Source organism: Legionella cincinnatiensis, assembly GCF_900452415.1.
GTDB lineage: Bacteria > Pseudomonadota > Gammaproteobacteria > Legionellales > Legionellaceae > Legionella > Legionella cincinnatiensis.
This window is the reverse complement of the sequence record NZ_UGNX01000001.1, coordinates 217,486-236,330: the sequence shown is the minus strand read 5'-3', so window position 1 is coordinate 236,330 and position 18,845 is coordinate 217,486. Positions and strand designations below refer to the sequence as shown.

The following is an 18,845-nucleotide window of genomic DNA, read 5'->3' as shown; positions in this document are numbered from 1 at the left end:
TACACAACTACATTTCTCTCTTTTTAAGAATAAAAAGAAGGAAAACCAATTAAGGATGACTTATAAAAAACGCCACATTATCACTCAACAGTTACTGATTTGGCAAGATTACGTGGCTGATCCACATCTGTACCTTTAACAACAGCAACATGATAGGCCAATAACTGTAAAGGAATCGTGTAAATTATAGGCGCAATCCAAGAACCACAAGAAGGAATCTTAATTAAGTGAGCTCCATTTGTCCGCCAGCTTTGGCTGTCATCCACAAAAACAAATAATTGGCCACCCCGCGCACTTACTTCATGCAAATTAGATTTTAACTTATCGAGCAGCTCATCATTAGGAGCAATAGCCACAACTGGCATGTTCTCATCAACTAAAGCGAGTGGCCCATGTTTTAACTCACCGGAAGGATAAGCTTCAGCGTGAATATAAGAAATTTCTTTAAGCTTTAATGCACCTTCTAAAGCAACTGGATATTCAACGCCACGTCCTAGAAATAAGGCGTGCGCTTTATTCACAAATAGAGAGGCTAAGCCTTCAATTTCTCCATTCATCTTTAGTACCCGCTCACAACACCCAGGCAGCTCTTGTAATTGTTTGAGGACCTCGTTAGCTCGACTATCATGACAAAGAGCCGTAGCTAACATCAAAAGCGCAGCTAATTGAGTAGTAAAAGCCTTGGTAGACGCTACACCAATCTCGACACCTGCCCTTGTTAGAAAAACACAATCAGCTTCTCTTACTAAAGTGCTCGTTGCCACATTACAAATAGCCAAACTGGCTAAATAGGACATATTCTTTGCCTTCTGTAAGGCAGCAAGAGTATCCGCTGTTTCACCTGATTGGGAAATAGTGATAAACAATGAATCTTTAGGAACTACCACCTCACGATAACGATATTCACTAGCGATTTCAACTTGCGTGGGTAACCCAGCTAGAGACTCCAACCAATATTTAGCAACCATCCCCGCATGATAACTAGTACCACAAGCAACAATGTGAATTTGTTTAATTAACGGAAACACACGCGAAGCCCGTTCGCCAAAACTGGCTCTAAGCACATCGACAGTGCTCACTCGACCCTCTATAGTATCAGCCAGAACTTTAGATTGTTCAAAGATCTCTTTGAGCATGAAGTGTCGATAGGGACCTTTAGTGACAATTTCGGCATTACTCGTTAAAAGATGAGAAGGACGCTCAACAATTGCATTTGATGAATTATAAATGACAACGCCTTTGGCAGTAATAAACGCACTATCACCTTCCTCTAAATAAAAGACTGATTGTGCAAAAGCTTTTAATGCCAAGCTATCAGATGCAATGAAATTTTCACCAATGCCCATCCCAACAACCAAAGGACTTCCCTTACGAACAGCAACTAATTCCAGAGGTCTTTGTTGATGGATGACACCTAAAGCAAAAGCACCATGCATTTCTGCTGCAGCAGCCTGTACGGCAGTAAGTAAATGTTCACTTTGAAGATAGTGATAATGAATTAAATGAGCAGCAACTTCCGTATCTGTTTCAGAAGTAAACAGATATCCTCTGGTGATTAATTCGTGACGCAGCTTTTCATGATTTTCAATAATCCCATTATGTACCAAAGCAATTTGGTCATGAGATAAATGAGGATGCGCATTTTGTTCTGAAGGCTTGCCATGTGTAGCCCATCGTGTATGGGCAATTCCGGTATTTCCCATAACGGCAGTTTCTTGCATGGCATCGGCTAAATTTTGTACCTTACCCTGAATTCGTACGCGCTTTAAATGTCCATGATTATCAATTACCGCAATACCAGCAGAATCATAACCTCTATATTCTAAACGTCGCAAACCTTCGAGTAAAATTTTACTAATATCCCTTTCAGATACAGCGCCGATTATTCCACACATAACCTACTCCTCGTTTCACTAAACCGTAGTTGAACGATACATGAATCAATAAAAAAACAGGAATTATGCCATAAACATGAATAAATCACTAACACGCTTGCTCAAAGAATCAGAAAGGATTTAAATCACATTTATCCTCTCAAGAATAAGCTGAATCTTCCACCCATCTCCAGCCAGCACTACACTCGACGTTCTGTGCCTTGTCCTAAATCCAAAAGCACCGCGCTAAAATGCCAGACCCCGCGGACAAGGTGCGAGGGATATAGTTTCGTAGTTTGAGAGGTGAGCAAGACACAGCAAGAATAACCTAAACTCCAGTTAGTTATCCTCCCCTCAGGCACACTGCCATTAAGTTAAATGGGCAGTGTGCTTCGACGACAGCAAAACTTAATAAATTACAACATACAGATCACTTTAATTATTCAATAGGATTTTTACAGGACACTGAATATCCATGATCTTTCATCGCATTACATACTTCAAAAGCTATTAATCCATGAGCTCGCGTGCTTGGGTGAATCTCATCCCAGAATAGATAACTCTCCGGAGCATCACAAACATGATAGTTTTTATCTCCAGCAGCGAAGCTTTCATCTCTATATTGGAGCACTTGCGCATAACGTAATACATAGTTATGAGCAAACGGTGAGGTACGAAATGCATCATACATAGGCAGCTTCACATCAATACATGCATCCTTAGTATTAGTAAAGCCATAGTTTTCTGGATTTTTTAAAGCTCTTTCCATGTACTCTTGCATATCAACATAGAGGAAATCTGCATTAGGATAGATTTTAGCCCACTCTTGCATGCGGTTTTGAAGCCGCTCATTGTGCATATCGATTGCATTATTCAAAACTTCTCTATCCGTAGTTTGTACTACACGTGGAGTATCTCCCAAATGAGGTAATCCCATAATGACAAAGCGACGAGCTCCAGATTTCATTAATTTCATTACTGCCGAACCAGTGCTTGAAAGAACATTATCGACATAAGTACTCATGACTTCAGTATTATAATTGTCTTCAAAAAACAAAACATTGATGTAATCATTGCTGCCTGAGAAAACAAAAAATACGGTTTCATCACTCAAAGAAGGATGTTCTAATAAATAAGCCTGAACAGTTAAACCTAGACTTGGAGGAACAAGCTTACCCACAATAAGGTTTTTGATCGTTCCTAGTGGATGGCGAATTAAATTCCATACCGTTAATTGATAGTCATAAGTAGCTGACCAACTTCCGCCAAACGCACGGTTCAAATAGACTTCTTCATCTTCTGAAGCAATAGAAATCATTTTCGCTAAATATTCATTCCACACTTGCCCATTGGAGAATCTTGAATTCCAATAAGGTTTTCCTGGTAATACTGGAACCATCTTGACTTTACTGACTAAATTCGCAATATAAGGTGCGAGCTGATTATCAAAAAATTCAGTAACAATGGCGATACCTGAATCTAATACCATTTGAGGAACATAATATTCTTCGGCGAATTCAACCATTTTGTTCAATACAAATATTTTAAATGGTGCAACTAAAAATGCGGGATCCTCTTCCTGACGTAAACTTTTAAGCAAATGTGTGGTATTGCCTGTGTCAGACAAACTATCACCAAAAACAACCATAGATTTTACAGGGGTAGCGGCAAAACTGACTAATGGGATAAAAATACAAAGGGCTAAAAACCAACGTAACTTCCTAATGTAATGTGCCATATTATCTCCTTATAAGCCCGGCGGGTATGAAAAACACGAATACCTGTGTTGGTATATAACAGTATGATCGCTGATTGGCTTTTGTCAACGCATTTAATTAATTTTTGCTTAATATTTAACATGAGTTCAACATAAAAAATAAAGTAATTTTTTATATCGAACTGTTTTTATTTGGAACTGGATCCCGTATCAATGCGACGCATTTTATGGGATAACGTTCGTTTAGCGACCTAAAAAACATTTCTATGCCTTTTATGTCAAACTCACGTTAATTAAGCCCAACTTGAGTGCATTTAATTCATGCCTATTGATTAAATTCTGTGTAAATGGTAATTTTTGCTGAATATTTTTGTTTCTATTGTCAGGTAGTACATGAAAGAAATAGTCATTGCTGCATTTTATAAATTTGTTCCCTTAGAAAATTATGAAGCTTTGCGCCAACCTTTATTGGCCAAAATGCAAGAAATCGGTATTAAAGGCACAATTATATTAGCATCCGAAGGAATTAATGGCAGTTTTGCAGGCACACGAGAGCAAATGGATCTTTTTTATCAATTCATCCATAAAGAGAAACCCTTAGCCGATTTAAAATTCAAAGAAACGTTTGATAACGATAATCCCTTTGAGAAATCTAAAGTCAAACTTCGCAACGAAATCGTGACTATGGGTATAAAAAATATAGACCCATTGAAGACTGTAGGGACTTATTTGACCCCGCAGGAATGGAATGAACTAATTTCGGAGCCTGATGTTGTCTTAATCGATACTCGTAATGATTATGAATTTGAATTAGGAACATTCAAAAACGCAATTAATCCTAATACCGAAAATTTTCGTGATTTTCCGGAATATGTACAACAATGTTTGCTTGACAAAAAAGATAAAAAGATAGCCATGTTTTGTACGGGCGGTATACGTTGTGAAAAATCAACTGCTTATTTAAAAGAACTTGGTTTTGAGAATGTTTTTCATTTACATGATGGTATCCTTAATTATATGGAACAAATGCCCAAAGAAGAATCGCTCTGGCAAGGTCAATGCTTTGTTTTTGATAACCGAGTGGCAGTTGATCAAGAGTTAAATAGGGTCTATCCTCAATTACCACTAGATTACAAGCATGATCGAGAACGTGCTAAAGAATAAATTTTATGACCAACAAAAAACAATCCGATTCAACCATTGTGTTCAATCGAAAAGCAAGTTTTGATTATTTTATTGAAGAGCAATACGAAGCCGGTCTTGTACTTGAAGGCTGGGAAGTGAAAAGCTTGCGCGCAGGAAAAATTAATTTATCCGATTCACATGTTATTATAAAAAATAGTGAAGCGTTTTTATTAGGAGCACAAATTCAACCACTAATTACAGCTTCTACACATACCATTCCAGATCCAATCCGTACTCGAAAGCTTTTATTAAATAGAAAAGAGTTGAATCAACTTATCGGAAGTGTCGAGCGCCAAGGTTATACCATAGTACCGCTGTCTTTATATTGGAAAAAAAATAAAATAAAAATCAAAATTGCTCTGGCCAAAGGTAAAAAAGAACATGACAAGCGAGATACAATTAAAGATCGCGAATGGCAAAGAGATCGCTCACGCATCATGAAAAAAATAGGGAGAGACTGATGAATATAGGTGAATCCGTACCTAATTTTACCTTTACGGCAACAAACGGACTTTCAGGCCAACTTAGTGACTATCAAGGACAATATGTAGTTCTTTATTTTTATCCTAAGGATGCAACTCCAGGATGCACCACTGAAGGTCAAAACTTCAGAGATGCATATCCCCAATTCCAAGCTTTAAACACACAAATATTTGGAGTTTCCCGCGACAGTTTAAAATCACATGAAAATTTTAAAGTCAAACAAAGCTTTCCCTTTGAACTCATTAGCGACCAAGACGAACAATTATGCCAATTATTTGATGTGATAAAAATGAAATCCATGTATGGCAAACAAGTGCGTGGTATTGAACGCAGTACTTTTATCATTGACCCCCAAGGCAAGCTGATGAAAGAATGGCGAAAAGTTAAGGTCAATGGTCATGTGGATGAAGTGTTAGATACTTTAAAATAAGGATATTCCCCTTGACGGAGTTTCATTCCCTAAGCACAATAAACGAAAATTAATAACAAAGTAGCAGTTTCGCTACCATTAAGTTAACGTCAATTATGGAGAAGAGATCGGGTTATTACTTCGACCCGTTCGGGCTGAGGGGCATGTATGCCATCTCGAAGCCTTGGCAGGTACTTTCTCGAACCCGATGCCAAGGCTTCGAGACGGCGCTGGTGCGCCTCCTCAGCTCGAACGGAGCGTGATAGAGACTCGTTATAATTATATCTTTATCCATAACTGACGTTAAGTTAACGTGAGTTTCAGATTTTAAATGCGTGGTTTTACGTCGATCCGTTCAGGCTGAGGGGCATGTATGCCATCTCGAAGCCTTAGCACAAAATTCGAAACTCGTGCCAAGGCTTTGAGACAGCGCTATGCACTTCCTCAGCCCGAACGGATCGATAGAGAAACTGGATATTTATCCGAACTCGCGTTAAGTTCAGGAAGTTATCATTCCTACACTCTTAACGTAATAACAGTGAATAGTTACCTGGATGAAACCCAGGTTTTCATGGCCTAAAATCCAGTTTCGCCTTGCTTCGCGCCTAGGCTACAGATTTTAATGACAATGGCTCCATCATAAAAGGTGAATTTATGGATAAAAGCAATACCACTCCGAAGCTGTTTGTGCTCGACACTAATATTTTAATGCATGATCCTACAGCCATCTATCATTTTGAAGAACACGATATCTATTTGCCAATGGTTGTATTAGAAGAATTAGACAGTCATAAAACGGGTACCTCGGAAGTAGCACGCAACGTACGACAAACCAATCGTATGTTGGTAGAACTTATGAGCAATTCCTCTCACGAGCAAGTTGTCTCAGGCTTACCAATCCCTAACTATTCAGATAAAAAAAAATGCAGCGGCAAACTGTTTTTTCAAACCGATGAATTTGACCAAGTGGTTCCATCTACATTACCTGGACACAAGGTAGATAATACTATTCTCGCTACAGCCTTAGGATTACAAAAAAAACATGCGGGAACAAAGCAAGTTATTATTGTATCCAAAGACATTAACTTACGCATTAAAGCAGGAATACTTGGGATTCTTGCAGAAGACTACTACAGTGACCAAGTACTTGATGATGTCAATCTTCTGCATCGAGGCTTACATATACTGGAGAATGATTTCTGGGAAACCCATGCGAAAGACATGGGCTCTTGGCAAGAAAGTGGCAAAACTTTTTATAAAGTAGCGGGTCCATTAATTAAACAATGGAATCCAAATGATTGTCTCAGTACTGAAGATGATCAATTTCAAGCCATCGTCAAAAAACTAGAACATGATCATGCGGTCATTCAATTAATTCGTGATTATACCAAACATTCAGTTTGGGGAATTCACGCTAAAAATCGCGAACAAAACTTTTCCTTAAATCTACTTTTGGATCCGGAGATTGACTTTGTAAGCTTACAAGGCCCTGCAGGTACAGGAAAAACGCTCCTGACTATCGCTGCAGGATTAACACAAGTTTTGGATCAAAATCGCTACTCTGAAATTTTAATGACTCGTGTCACTATTCCTGTAGGGGAAGATATTGGTTTTCTTCCTGGCACCGAAGAAGAAAAAATGACTCCCTGGATGGGGGCGTTGATGGATAATTTAGAAGTACTCCATAGCTCACAGGTTGGAGGTAGTTTTGGACGTGGGGCAACCCAGGATTTATTGCAAAATAAAATTAAAATTCGTTCTTTGAACTTCATGCGAGGTCGTACTTTTTTAAATCGTTATATCATTATTGATGAAGCACAAAATTTGACTCCGAAGCAAATTAAGACTTTGGTTACACGCGCAGGCCCAGGCTCGAAGATTATTTGTCTTGGAGATATCAAACAAATCGATACCCCTTATTTAAGTGAAACAACTTCTGGTTTAACGTTTGCAGTGGATCGTTTTAAACATTGGGAACACAGCGCCCACATGAGCTTAACTCGTGGGGAACGCTCAAGACTTGCATTTTATGCTGCAGAACATTTATAGCCCCTATTTTCTTGTACAGAAGAGTATCTTTATTTGTCTGATCGAATCACTTTTGATTCGATCAAGGCTGTTTGTGTGGACATATGAACAGTAAAAAATCATCTTAAACGAAGAATAAACAAAAATAGATTTAGTGCAAAATGTGAGTTATAGTATGCACTTTAAGGATTTACCATGACAGACCATGCCATCACCTTTGATGACGTTCTCCTTGTTCCTTCATACAATCATCATGAATCAAGAAGAGTAGTAGAAACCACCAGTAAAGACCGCTTAGGCAAATTAACTTTGGAACTGCCTGTAATCAGTTCCAATATGGATACGATTACTGAAAGCACTATGGCAAATTTCATGACCTCTAAAGGAGCTATGGGTGCCTTACACCGCTTTATGTCTGTCAAAGATAATATCGAAGAATTTAAAAAGTGTAGTGGTATTGTTTTCGTCTCTGTTGGGTGCTCTACTGCTGAATTAGAAAGAGCTGAGGCATTACGCGATGCAGGTGCTGATTATTTCTGCGTGGACGTTGCCCATGCGCATGCCAAATATGTGGGCAAAACACTAAAGAACTTACGCAAAATTCTCGCTGATCGTTGTATCATGGCAGGCAATGTTGCCACCTATGCTGGTGCCGATTATCTTGCCTCCTGTGGCGCAGACATCATTAAAGCAGGAATTGGCGGTGGTTCTGTATGCAGTACTCGCATCAAAACGGGCTTTGGAGTTCCTATGTTAACCTGTATCCAAGATTGCTCACGCGCAGATCGTTCTATTGTTGCAGATGGTGGAATTAAAACATCTGGAGATATAGTAAAAGCTTTAGCTTTTGGTGCCGACTTTGTGATGATTGGCGGCATGTTAGCGGGAACATCCCCAACTCCTGGCGAAGTCATTCAAAAAAATGATGGCAGCAAAGTGAAACGTTACCGAGGCATGGCTTCTAAAGAGGCACAAGAGAATTTCTTAGGTGAAATGCATGAGTGGAAAACCGCCGAAGGTGTAGCAACAGAAGTACCTTTTAAAGACAATCCTGATGCAATTATTGCCGATATTGTTGGAGGTTTAAGATCGGGTTTAACTTATGCAGGCGCGGATACGATTAGTGAACTGCAACGTAAATTAAATTACGTCATTGTCACGCAAGCTGGACGCATTGAAAGTTTGCCTCATAAGTTATTAGGTTAAAAACGAACTTAAGCGATAATCAAACAAAACAGACCCTGTTCCATATAAACAATATTTACAGGGTCTGTTTTGTTTAAAAAAATCAGCTAAATCTAAGATCGAACTCTAGTTACCACTGCCAAAACTTGGCCCTTCTTTTTCCAAATCTTTACCCTTCTCTGGTTCCTCTTTCTTAGGCGATGATTGTTCCAGTTTTGTCCCATCAACTTCATCAACACTGGATTTCACTGATTGAGTAGGTGTAACATCACTACTTTTTGGGGACTCCATACCAATTTGTTTGACACCTTCGGTAAGACCTTTCACCCCAGAAACAAGCCCTTGACTAAGACTGTTACCCATATTAGCAACTTGTTGTTTAGCGGAGGACAAAGCATTTGCAATAGGTGCTAACTCTTTAGAAGTTTTAAGCTCATCCCATTTTTCATTTGCTACATTAAGGGCTGCTTGGCCTAACCTATCTTTAGCCTTTCCCATTTCTTCTTTTAATTTCATACATTCTTGACCCAACTCTGTTTCTTTGAATTTGTCTTTAAGTTTATCAACACCTTTTCCCATCAATTTATTGACATCATCATTAATCTCTTCGACCATCACAGACAGTTCATCGATAAGCTTCATCTTTGGATCTTGGCTGCCTGAATCGAACCCCTTTTTATCCTTTTTGTCAGATTTAGGCTCTTCACCGCCTTTCTTAGGCTCATCTTTATCTTTCTTCGCATCAGGCTTAGGCCCATCTGTTGATGGCACAGTGATCTGATCAGGCTGTGGCGGAGCAACCGTATCTGTTTTAGGTGTTGGTGTAGGATCTTTTGTGGGTGTTGGATCTTTACTTATTGATTTATCTTCACTCATATATTGAACCTCAGTAATCTACCCCTATTATTTTAAAGATAGCACATCATCAAATGCAATGCTCTAGAAACAGTACTAACATGCTATTGTATACTATAATCTTATCAAGAATTATTTTTGATGAATTGTGCATGAAATCAATTTACACTAAATTTTCAAAATAAATACAAACAAAATGGATTACTCATGATTTATAATGATTTTCGCTTTATGTGCCGTGGAAAACAACTTCTTGCTTTAAAAGAAGATGACTTTTCACTTCTTAAACCCATTAATCAACGCGGCACAAAAAAAGATCGCGCCCTACTGCTTTTTCATGGTTTCACGTCGTCCCCCGCTGTTTATCGTTACCTTATCCCTCAATTAAAAAACTATGATGCCGTAGTATGTCCGGCACTACCCGGGCATGCCGACAGTATTGCTGCTTTCAGCAAAGCCAAAAAAAATGATTGGGTATCGCACGCTCATCAAGAATGTGAGCTATTGTTTAAAGAATATCAAAAAATAGATGTATTGGGCGTCTCCCTTGGTGCTTTGTTGGCATGTAAACTGAGCCTAAATTATTCATTTAATCACATGTTTCTTTTAGCCCCTGCCTTAAAATTGCAGATGAATATTAATCGCAATATAAAATTAATTACTCTGCTTAAGAGTCTGGGTTTTTGTGAGCTACGTGGCATGGCTGGCAATCTTGTCAGTGACAATCACACTGAAATCTCCTATCGCAGAGTCCCTCTTTCTGCACTACTTGAGCTGTTTGCGTTAATCCAAGAACATCAATGGATACCTCCTAACTGCCCCGTAGATCTTTTCTTAGGCAAGCATGACATTGTTGTAGCATCCCAAGAAGTAGAAAAAATGTTTGCTAATCTACCTAATACAACCATACATTGGCTTGCAAACTCAGCCCATGTTCTGCCCTTAGATAATGATTTGGAGCAGATCGTTCGGTGTGTTAATCAATGTACATAGGCAGAAAGTGATGTTTAGAAAAGCGCCACCCTCTGCATAAGCAGAGAGTCTATTAAAGACTCTACTGCAAGATGAGGTTTCTAGCACGATTTATTGCTTTTTTAGGCCTTCCGCTGTTTCGGAAGGTACCGATAGAGGAAAGTGATGTTTAGTGGGCATTGTCCATCTTCAGCAGGGCTTTATACCCCTGCTGCGTGCCCTCTCAACGAACATCGATATTAACACCTTATTCCGCATTCACAGTGGCTGATCCTGAACATAAATAGGAACTATATACTGCACTATTACAGCCTGCATCATTTCCACCTGGTGTTGGTGAAGTAGAATAAATTGAAGCAGAGTAAGTTTTAGTACCTCCACTAGAGACATTTATAGGTACAGTAACCGTCAAATAATTATTAGGGTCAACACTTGAAATTGCAGCATTATTAATTTGACAAGTACTGCCTATGGATGATCCAGAGCTGTTACATCCATTCAAAGTTGCACTACCAATACTTGGTCCTCCTAATACTAAAGGCCCAGCTAAGGTAACACCAGCAGGTAAGCCATTATCGAATAATTGGATAGTCCCTGAGCTCGACGTCGACGAACCTCCTGTATTTCTAATGGTAAAGGTGTAATTTTGTCCTGAACCACCAACAATTAATTCATCAGGCGCTGTTACAGATAAATCCAGGCTGGGGGAGGTTGGAATTGAAATCGCGAAATCTTGAATCTCATGAATGTTGTAATGAGTTCCCGTGCTTGCGGCAAAACCAAAATACAACATTTCCGGAGGTGTTCCTGCACCTGGAACCACATTAACCCCTGCTAGATAAGGAGTTCCATTAAGAAACACACTCACCACTCCCGCGCTTGTAAAGGTAATATGATAGTTTAAAGGAGTTACATCTTTGCGTAGAAGCGCTCGCTGCCACATAGAGATGCCCGGATTATTTCCAATAATATAGGGGTTAGAGGTGTCAGCGTTATTTGTCGTTGCTCCGCGGATACCAATGTTATTGGGGTTAATTGGTGCTCCTGAAGAACAGACTGGTTCCTTAGAAAAATTGCCATACTCGTCTAAGCCAATGCCCACATAGCCATTGGAAATCCGACCATAACCAAGACCAGAACCGACACAGCCAAGTGCAGTAGGAAAAGAGCCAGCATCAGCATTAATAATCATAAAGCTTATCCCATCAGCACCAGACTCAACATTATCAGAATAGGAGTAAACTTTGAAATCAAGACTTAAACCTTGTGCGGTAGGAATTTGAGTAGACTCGATAATACCGCTTCCCTGAAATGTAGGTTGTGTAGTTGTCAAGCGTAATACGCCATTTCCATTATTATCTGGAGTAAGTCCATCACTAGTTCCCGCTCCCTCAGTTCCAGCCTGACATGCAGGAATAGACCCAGTATTATCACCTGCAGTAAGACACGCTTGCGCATTTGATGATTCTAATGTGATCCAAGGCAAGGTAGCCGAGGTACCCTTAAAAGTGTCACTAGAAATTAATACATTACACTCTACACTAATATTAGTAACATCAACATTAGAAAATGTTCCCGTTCCATGAATGACATTACATTGCTGTCCTGTAGGTTGAGTCAAGACTGTAACACTATACGATGTACCGGAAAGAAATTTCTCTGGGAATGTAAACGAGCCATTGGCTTCAAGAAGTAAATTGTCGCCCCCATTATTTTGTAGAGTGACAGTATATCCTGAACCAGTGGTAAGATTAGAGAGAGTCCCCCCTAAGGTAACTCCTGTCTCCACAGTTAAATTCGTACTACCGGATACAACATTTAATTCCGCCTTGATGGTTGTTGAACCCACGCCCTCTCCTGTGGCTAAGCCATAGCTTCCTGGAGCACTAGAAATAATCGCGACTGTTTCATCGGATGAAGACCAGGTTACCGCGCTAGTAAGATTATATGACTTACCATCGGAGAAATTTCCAGTAGCAGTAAACTGCTGGATAGTATCCATTACAATCCTTGGACTAGTTGGCGTTACGGTAATGGATTGTAACGTTGCTGATGTCACGATTAAAGTTGCAGTACCGGATACCATACTTGATGTTGATAGTGCAGTAATGGTCACTGATCCTTGTATGTTTTTACTTTGAGCTACCCCAGCACTGTCAATCGTAGCAATGCTCGAATCCGATGTAGACCAGGTTACATTGGTAATAGTTTGCGAGGTGCCATCTGAATAAACTCCCGTCGCAACAAAGGTCTGGTTCGTACCTTCAGGAATGGCTACTGTTGCTGGAGTAACGTTGATAGATGTCAAAACTGCCGTTGTTACAGTTAAAGTGGTACTACCAGATACACCATTTAACGTTGCTTTGATAGTAGTAGTTGTCCCAGTCGGCGTAGTGCTTGCTGTAGCCAAACCTTTACTCCCTGGATCATTTGAGATCGTTGCAACACTAGAGCTGGACGAATCCCAAGTCACAGAGCTTGTGATGTCATGTGTGGTGCTATCAGTAAAAGTTCCAGTGGCGATAAACTGCTTGGTAGTGCCCTTAGCGATACTTGGGTTCGCAGGGGTCACCGCGATTGATTGTAACGTTGCTGCTGTCACGGTTAAAGTTGCATTACCGGATATTGTACCTGAGGTTGCAGTGATGGTCACTGATGCTTGTCTGTTTTTGCTTTGAGCTACCCCAGCACTGTTAATCGTAGCAATGCTCGAATCCGATGTAGACCAGGTTACATCAGTAATAACTTGTAAGGTGCCATCTGAATAAATTCCCCTCGCAGTATAGGGCTGACTTGTGCCTTGAGGAATGGCTGTTGCCGCTGGAGTCACATCGATGGACGTCAATACTGCCGTTGTTACGGTTAAGGTGGTACTATCAGATACACCATTTAATGTTGCGGTTATAGTAGTAGTTGTCCCAGTCGGTGTAGTGCTTGCGAGGGCCAAACCTTTACTGCCTGGATCATTTGAGATCGTAGCAACACTAGAGCTGGACGAATCCCAAGTCACAGAGCTTGTAATATCTTGTGTAGTGCCATCAGTATAAGTTCCTGTAGCGATAAACTGCTTCGTTGTACCCTTGGCGATACTTGGATTTACAGGGGTGACCGCGATTGATTGTAACGTGGCTGCTGTCACGCTTAAAGTTGCAGTGCCAGATACTGTACCTGAGATTGCGGTGATGGTCACTGATCCTTGTATGTTTTTGCTTTGAGCTACCCCAACACTGTCAATCGTAGCAATGCTCGCATCCGATGTAGACCAGGTTACATCAGTGATAATTTTTGAGCTACCATCCGAATAAATTCCTGTCGCAACAAAGGCCTGGTTCGTGCTTTTAGGAATAGCTACTGCCGCTGGCGTAATGCTAATGGACTGTAAAACTACGCCTGACACATTTAAAGTGGCACTCCCAGATAGGCTACCCAAGGTTGCTTTAATAGTTGTCGAACCAGTCTGACTCATTCCTGCTGTAGCTAAACCATAGCTTCCTAAATTATTAGAAATTGTTGCAACACCAGGGGTAGACGAATCCCAGGTAACCGTACTGGTGAGATCATGAGTAGTACCATCAGTAAAAGTTCCTGTAGCTATAAATTGCTGGGTAGTACCGAGTGGAATCGTTGCACTTGCTGGCGTCACTGCAATCGATTGTAATGTTGCATTCGTCACAGTTAAAGTAGCTGTACCCGATACAGTACTTGATGCATCACTGTAAGTTGCGGTGATGGTTGTTGTACCCGTAGAATCTCCTGTGGCTAAACCCTGGCTTCCTAGCTCGTTAGAAATCGACGCGGCAGAGGTTGACGAAGACCAATGCACCGAGCTTGTAAGCGGGCGAGAACTACCATCAGAATAAACTCCTGTAGCAGTAAATTGCTGGGTTAGACCTTGAGGAATCGATTTGATTACTGGATCTACATTAATCGACACTAAAGTTGCATCTGTTACTGTTGCATTCACAGTAGGACTGGATACCGTGCCTAATGTTGCCTTGACTGTTGTCGAACCACGGTTTTTCCCTGTGGCTAATCCATTGAGTCCTGGCTCAGAAAATACGACCACACTCTCATCTCCAGAGGACCAAGTTACGGAACTTGTAATATCGTACGTACTGCCATTAGAAAAAGTCCCAGTAGCAATAAATTGCTGAGTAGCGCCTTGGGGAATCATTGCACTTGCCGGTGTCACTGCAATCGATTGCAACGTTGCTGCTGTTACCGTTAAATTTGCAGTACCTGATAAGGCGCCATAAGTCGCTGTAACTGTCGCTGTGCCTGGCCCAACACCTGTAGCTTGCCCAATACTGTTAATTGTGGCAACAGTGGGAGCAGACGTAGACCAAATCAGCGAAGCCGAGTAAGTCAAGTCTTGTGTGCTGTTATCCGAAAAAATACCCGTCGCGGTATATGGCTGAGTTACCCCATTAGCAATTGTTTTATTCGCTGGAGAAACACTGATAGAGACTAAAGTCGCAGTAGTTACCGTAAATGGTGTACTGCCGGATATCGTTCCTAATGTTGCGACAATATTTGTCTGGCCAGCAGATTCTCCTGTAGCTAAACCATTACTTCCAGCTTCATTAGAAATCGTCGCAAATTCAGGCTGTGATGAAGACCAAAATACGGAACTTGTAATATCAGATTTACTACCATCTGTAAAAGTTCCAGTGGCGATAAATTGCTGAGTAGTCCCCTTAGCGATGCTTGCGTTTGCAGGAGTCACCGCAATTGACTTTAAAGTTGCTGCCGTCACCGTTAAACTCGTAGTACCGAATACACTACCTGATGTTGCTCTGATAAGCACTTTACCTTGAGCAATACTTGTAGCTTTTCCAGTATTGTTAATCGTGGCAATATCCGTATTCGATGAAGACCAGTTTACAGAGCTCGTAAGATCCTGGGTGCTGTTATCCGAGAAAATGCCCGTCGCGCTATATTGCTGCGTTATACCCTGAGCAATCGTTCGGTTCACTGGAGAAACAAAGATGGACTGTAAAACGGCATTGGTCACCGTGAGCGTCGTAGTCCCCGATATAGTTCCTAGGGTAGCAGTGATGGTTGTCGCCCCCGCCGTTCTTCCTGCAGCTAAGCCATTGTTTCCTAGTCGATTAGAAATGAGCGCTACAGTAGTGTTTGACGAAGACCAAACCACTGAGCTGGTAATGTTGTGGGTGCTGCCATCAGTAAAAACTCCCACCGCTATAAATTGCTGAGTAGTTCCCTGCGCTATCTGTGGATTTGTCGGCTTAACAACAATCGACTTTAATTTTGCTGTGCTCACGGTTAAATTGGTAGTACCTGCTATCGCACCTGATGTGGCGGTGATGGTTACCGTACCTTGAGCAATACCTTCAGCCAATCCTGTAGTGCTGGAAATTACAGCAATGTTCGTATTCGATGAAGACCAAGTCACTGAACTCGTAAGGTCTTTGGAGGTGTTATCTGAATAAATTCCAGTCGCGGTAAATTGCTGAGTTAGCCCTTGCGCAATTGCTGGATTCACGGGTGTAACGTCAATAGAAACCAAGCTTGCTTCGGAAGTTACTTTAACATTTAAAATATTTGCAGGACTTGGTTGATAACATAGATTAGGATTGGGAGTTCCATTAGGGTTTGCTTGGCAAAGATTAGGCCCACCAGAAACGCCTGAAGGCGGTAATAGACTGCCACTAATCGTTAACGCGAGTGTGCATGAAGACGATGCGGAGCCTTTGGGCCCTACAATACACGGTTGAGTTTGACTTATTCCCACCTGAGGTTGCATCATCAAGGTGCGTTTTTTACTAGTTTGGTTGGTTACCGTGTATTTAACCGTCGCCGTACCCGTTTTACTGATAGTCAGAGCAGAAGGATAGCCGTCAACCGGTGTAAACGTCCATAAAGGCCCGCCAGCTTGCGCCATACTCATGAATGAAAAAGCAAATAACCCGACAATTAATTGCATCAGAAAGTGAATTTGTTTCATATTTTTATTTCCCACTGCCTAGCAAGGCCCATTTAGGTTGATTTTGAGGATTCATAATTGTCGCTACTACTAAATAAGAGATAACCCTAGCGATTGGGGTTAATAGGAAAAAACTCCGTTTCATTCACGCTCCTTGTCATGTCTGCGGTATTTAATTAGGGGAATGGTCAGGTAGGAATTTTCCTAACAAAATCTTAAAGTTATAGAACATACCCACCATTTTTGGTGGCATGATAATATCATCCAACACTTAATGTAAAGAGATACTTGTAAACATAAAATAAAAGGCATTTTCATGCCTTTTTCAAGCTCATATTAATTAAGGAAATTGCTTGTTGTAACGATTAAAGTCTTTCAAATCGAATTGGTTCCATGCTCGCATATCCAATACCGAACCATCAAAAGCCATAAAATCAGCGCGGGTCTTAGGTAAATTATAATAGTAGATATCGCTTGCATCGGTAGCAAAATTGCTTTGATGCTTCGCTACAGAAATTTCTGCCACAGAACGCCCATGTGTTTTCACAAAACTACGTTGAACGCGTAAATAACGTCCTTTAAATCGTGCATTATTCCAAAGCTCAACATCTAATCTATTTACTGCACCCGCTAATTGAATCGTTGATGCATCCTTTGCACGTATAGTTAGAGTATCTGTTTTAACCCAATACAGACTAAACCAAGCATTACCTTGCATGGTTAAATTTGCTAAATTAGCAACCCCAGAAAGTTGTACTTTGGGACTACCCTGCAAATGGATTTGTAAGTTTTGACTCGAAATACCACCAATTTGAGTTAAGCCTTTGCCCTTAATATCCAGCACACGTAAACCAATGGCTCCATTTAATCTTACAGTTCCGGTATTTACCAAATAAACATCTAATACGCTTGTATGCAATTGATTGCCTACAACAAAATTTGCATCTTTAACCGCTAAACGATTAAGAAATTGACCTCTAATATCAACAGAAACAGGTCCATAAGATGGATAACCTTTTCCTAGACTCAAATAAAGAGTGTTTTGCGCCACTACTGTTTTTAGAGCAGCTAAATCACGAGTATCTCCTTTTAAAATAATTTGCGGTTTTTTATACCCCGTATGCACCGTAACATTCATTTGTCCTTGAACATCAACATGATTAAAAGCACTAACTGCTTTGACTTGTTTTGTTTTAATACCTTGTGGCACTGGAGGTAAAGCAGGAGCTTTAGGCACATGATGTGCGCAAGCAGTTAATAAAAAAACAATAAGAGTCAATACATAGCACCGCTTTTGCATAAAATTTTATCCCTATATCATAATTACTCTACATTAGAGGAAGTTTTAACAATGTTCAAGGTTTAGGGCATGTGAACCAATAATTCAACCTACATCGTATGAAGACTCTGTATTAAAATTAGAAAGAATTACAGTAGTAGGACAAGTATCATTAATTTGCGAATCAGGAGCCTCCTCAATTAAAGACTCTAAAGAGTCATTATCGGAGATAAGTGCCGGTAATTGAATGTAAATATCAACTAAAATACCTTTTTTGCACCCTAAATATATCTTTGTTGAATTCGTTGGACCAAAAGACTGAGCAATCATCTCTCGTAGATAAGTTAATTGAACTTTTTGCCCTTGATGTTGCGTTAAGTATTGACCAAATAAAGAATTATCAGCTGTCTCTGCTAAACGAATAGCCAAAGCGAAATACTGATCAGCAGATAAAATTTGACAACTACCATGTTTATTCCATTCATGCCGCTCCAAACAACTTCCGTAATAGTAGCTTGGCATTATCTTTTTTAAGAGCTCAGCAACCTGTGGTGATAAATCCAATGGGGGATAGGCACAATGATTCGTCTTTTGTTCTACACCACAATAACCATAATTTTGACCACATGCTTTTTGATTAGGCCATAATCCATGCAGGGTAAGATGTTTTGCTTGATAGGAGTTCTTCGGTAAATGCGCACATTCTGGTTTACCGGCTTCATATCCGTAGGTTTGACAGAAACCAGGTTGTGAACTTAATGCTAAAACATAAGAATCGGACAAACCCGCATGCTTATCACAGGAATCGCCTAGCTGTTCAATAGCATGCACGTTAATTGAAAAAACAAGCAATAACAAAGCAATAAACTTTATCATGAAGACACTTCAATTGGCTTCTTTGGGGACATTAT

The 18,845-nt window shown here is 40.4% G+C and carries 13 protein-coding genes; 7 read left to right on the top strand and 6 right to left on the bottom strand.

Annotated features, from left to right (window positions below; translation table 11 throughout):
* Nucleotides 1–80: 80 nt before the first annotated feature.
* Together glmS and plaC are read right to left on the bottom strand one after the other, a co-directional pair.
* Nucleotides 81–1,895: a glutamine--fructose-6-phosphate transaminase (isomerizing) gene (gene glmS, locus DYH34_RS01025; protein ID WP_058464054.1), complete on the bottom strand. Its 1,815-nt coding sequence runs from the start codon at nt 1,893–1,895 to the stop codon at nt 81–83.
* A 418-nt stretch (nt 1,896–2,313) separates the two neighbouring features.
* Nucleotides 2,314–3,612, bottom strand: a complete 1,299-nt coding sequence (gene plaC / locus DYH34_RS01020; RefSeq protein ID WP_058464055.1) for a lysophospholipase/glycerophospholipid:cholesterol acyltransferase PlaC — start codon at nt 3,610–3,612, stop codon at nt 2,314–2,316.
* A 372-nt stretch (nt 3,613–3,984) separates the two neighbouring features.
* On the opposite strand from plaC, the gene trhO reads away from it, so the two are divergent.
* From trhO to DYH34_RS00990, 6 genes are all read left to right on the top strand, one after another.
* Complete coding sequence (gene trhO, locus DYH34_RS01015; RefSeq protein ID WP_058464056.1) at nt 3,985–4,755, top strand: oxygen-dependent tRNA uridine(34) hydroxylase TrhO; 771 nt, start codon at nt 3,985–3,987, stop codon at nt 4,753–4,755.
* A gap of 5 nt (nt 4,756–4,760) precedes the next feature.
* Nucleotides 4,761–5,237 carry an SsrA-binding protein SmpB gene (gene smpB / locus DYH34_RS01010; RefSeq protein WP_058464057.1) on the top strand — a complete coding sequence of 159 codons (477 nt, stop codon included), beginning with the start codon at nt 4,761–4,763 and terminating at the stop codon, nt 5,235–5,237.
* The gene (locus DYH34_RS01005; RefSeq protein WP_058464058.1) at nt 5,237–5,689 is read left to right on the top strand and encodes a peroxiredoxin; all 453 of its coding nucleotides are present in this window, start codon (nt 5,237–5,239) and stop codon (nt 5,687–5,689) included. Before smpB ends, DYH34_RS01005 begins: the two co-directional genes overlap by 1 nt.
* Nucleotides 5,690–6,041: 352 nt before the next feature.
* Complete coding sequence (locus DYH34_RS01000) at nt 6,042–6,248, top strand: hypothetical protein (RefSeq protein ID WP_058464059.1); 207 nt, start codon at nt 6,042–6,044, stop codon at nt 6,246–6,248.
* A gap of 74 nt (nt 6,249–6,322) precedes the next feature.
* Nucleotides 6,323–7,717, top strand: coding sequence for a PhoH family protein (locus tag DYH34_RS00995; RefSeq protein WP_058464060.1), 1,395 nt, complete (start codon nt 6,323–6,325; stop codon nt 7,715–7,717).
* Nucleotides 7,718–7,891: 174 nt separating this feature from the next.
* Nucleotides 7,892–8,902: a guanosine monophosphate reductase gene (locus DYH34_RS00990; protein ID WP_058464061.1), complete on the top strand. Its 1,011-nt coding sequence runs from the start codon at nt 7,892–7,894 to the stop codon at nt 8,900–8,902.
* 105 nt (nt 8,903–9,007) lie between these two features.
* Here the strand turns inward: DYH34_RS00990 and DYH34_RS00985 are convergent, their stop codons facing one another.
* A complete protein-coding gene (locus DYH34_RS00985; protein WP_058464062.1) occupies nt 9,008–9,757 on the bottom strand; it encodes a hypothetical protein in 750 nt (249 codons plus the stop codon).
* A gap of 186 nt (nt 9,758–9,943) precedes the next feature.
* Here DYH34_RS00985 and DYH34_RS00980 point away from each other — a divergent pair, with 186 nt between their 5' ends.
* Nucleotides 9,944–10,729 carry an alpha/beta hydrolase gene (locus DYH34_RS00980; RefSeq protein ID WP_058464063.1) on the top strand — a complete coding sequence of 262 codons (786 nt, stop codon included), beginning with the start codon at nt 9,944–9,946 and terminating at the stop codon, nt 10,727–10,729.
* Between the two features lie 226 nt (nt 10,730–10,955).
* Here the strand turns inward: DYH34_RS00980 and DYH34_RS00975 are convergent, their stop codons facing one another.
* From DYH34_RS00975 to DYH34_RS00965, 3 genes are all read right to left on the bottom strand, one after another.
* Nucleotides 10,956–16,676: a beta strand repeat-containing protein gene (locus DYH34_RS00975; protein WP_058464064.1), complete on the bottom strand. Its 5,721-nt coding sequence runs from the start codon at nt 16,674–16,676 to the stop codon at nt 10,956–10,958.
* 319 nt (nt 16,677–16,995) lie between these two features.
* Entirely contained in the window at nt 16,996–17,955 is a 960-nt protein-coding gene (locus DYH34_RS00970; RefSeq protein ID WP_058464065.1) for a GIN domain-containing protein, read from the bottom strand.
* A gap of 84 nt (nt 17,956–18,039) precedes the next feature.
* Nucleotides 18,040–18,810, bottom strand: coding sequence for a ribonuclease T2 family protein (locus DYH34_RS00965; protein WP_058464066.1), 771 nt, complete (start codon nt 18,808–18,810; stop codon nt 18,040–18,042).
* Nucleotides 18,811–18,845: the final 35 nt, after the last annotated feature.